General features: G+C 64.8%; 1 protein-coding gene. It reads left to right on the top strand.

Translation table 11 applies throughout. The features are described 5' to 3' along the window. Positions 1–50 precede the first annotated feature (50 nt). Positions 51–1,294: IS30 family transposase (locus RF637_RS13785; protein ID WP_368845124.1), on the top strand; the 1,244-nt coding region annotated here is incomplete at its 3' end.

Below are 1,294 nucleotides of genomic sequence, written 5' to 3'. Positions count from 1 at the left end.
TCAAGGCGGATTCAACTGGTCGTCGCAACACCTCGATCGGGAGGTGTCAGATGGTTCGTCGTCAGCAGGCAGCAGATCGGGCGGAGCGACCGAAGCTTCGGTCCCCTGGGCATCCGAAGTTCCAACGGCATGTCGAGGCGGCGTTCTGGGCGGAGATCGCCAAGGGGCTATTGCCCATCGAGGCTGCTGCCGTGGTCGGCGTGGCGCAAGCTGTCGGTCAGCGATGGTTCCGCCACGCTGGCGGCATGCCTCCATTCGATCTGAAGTTCACGCCAACCGGACGCTACCTGTCGTTCGCTGAGCGTGAGGAGATCGCATTCCTGCGTGCTCAGGGACGCGGCGTGCGCGAGATCGCTCGAACTCTAGGCCGTAACCCGGGGACGATCTCCCGTGAGCTGCGCCGGAATGCGGCCGTCCGCTACGGAAGTCGCGGGTATCGAGCGTCGGTTGCGCAGTGGAAGGCCGACATGGCCGCGAAACGCCCGAAGGCGGCGAAGCTGGTCACGAACGTGCGGTTGCATACCTACGTCCAGGACCGATTATCGGGGCAGATCGCCACGCCTGATGGCAAGGTGATAATCGGTCCCGAGCCTCCACGGTTCACGGGGATCAACAAGCCCCACCGTAAGCACCGCGGGTGGTCCACGGCGTGGAGTCCGGAGCAGATCAGCAACCGGTTGAGGCTCGACTTCCCCGATGATGAGTCCATGCGCATCAGTCACGAGGCGATCTACCAATCCCTCTACATTCAGGGCCGCGGCGCGCTCAAACGCGAGCTTGTCTGGTGTCTGCGCACGGGCCGGGCGCTGCGCGCGCCGCGGGAACGGTCACGCCGCAAGACTTGGGCGCACGTCACTGCTGGAACGCTGATCAGCGAACGTCCCGCAGAAGCCGGAGACCGAGCTGTTCCCGGCCATTGGGAGGGCGACCTGCTGATTGGGCTCGAGCGCTCAGCGATTGGCACCGTCGTCGACCGCACGACCAGGTTCACGATGCTGGTCCACCTCCCCCGTGAGAAGGGATACCGACACAAGGAAACACCCAAGAACGGCCCCGCGCTGGCCGGCTATGGCGCGATCACGATGAAGAACGCGCTGGCGAGCACGATGTCGACGCTGCCCGCCCAACTGGCGAGGTCGTTGACCTGGGATCGCGGCAAGGAGATGTCCGCTCACGCACAGTTCACGGTCGAGACGGGCATCCCGGTGTTCTTCGCCGATCCGCAGTCCCCCTGGCAACGCGGCACGAACGAGAACACCAACGGACTACTGCGCCAGTACTTCCCCAAGGGCAC

It is taken from the genome of Kocuria sp. CPCC 204721 (genome assembly GCF_040980945.1).
In the GTDB taxonomy this organism is placed as follows: domain Bacteria; phylum Actinomycetota; class Actinomycetes; order Actinomycetales; family Micrococcaceae; genus Kocuria; species Kocuria marina.
The sequence above is the reverse complement of the archived record's forward strand: the minus strand, read 5'-3'. Positions and strand labels throughout refer to the sequence as shown.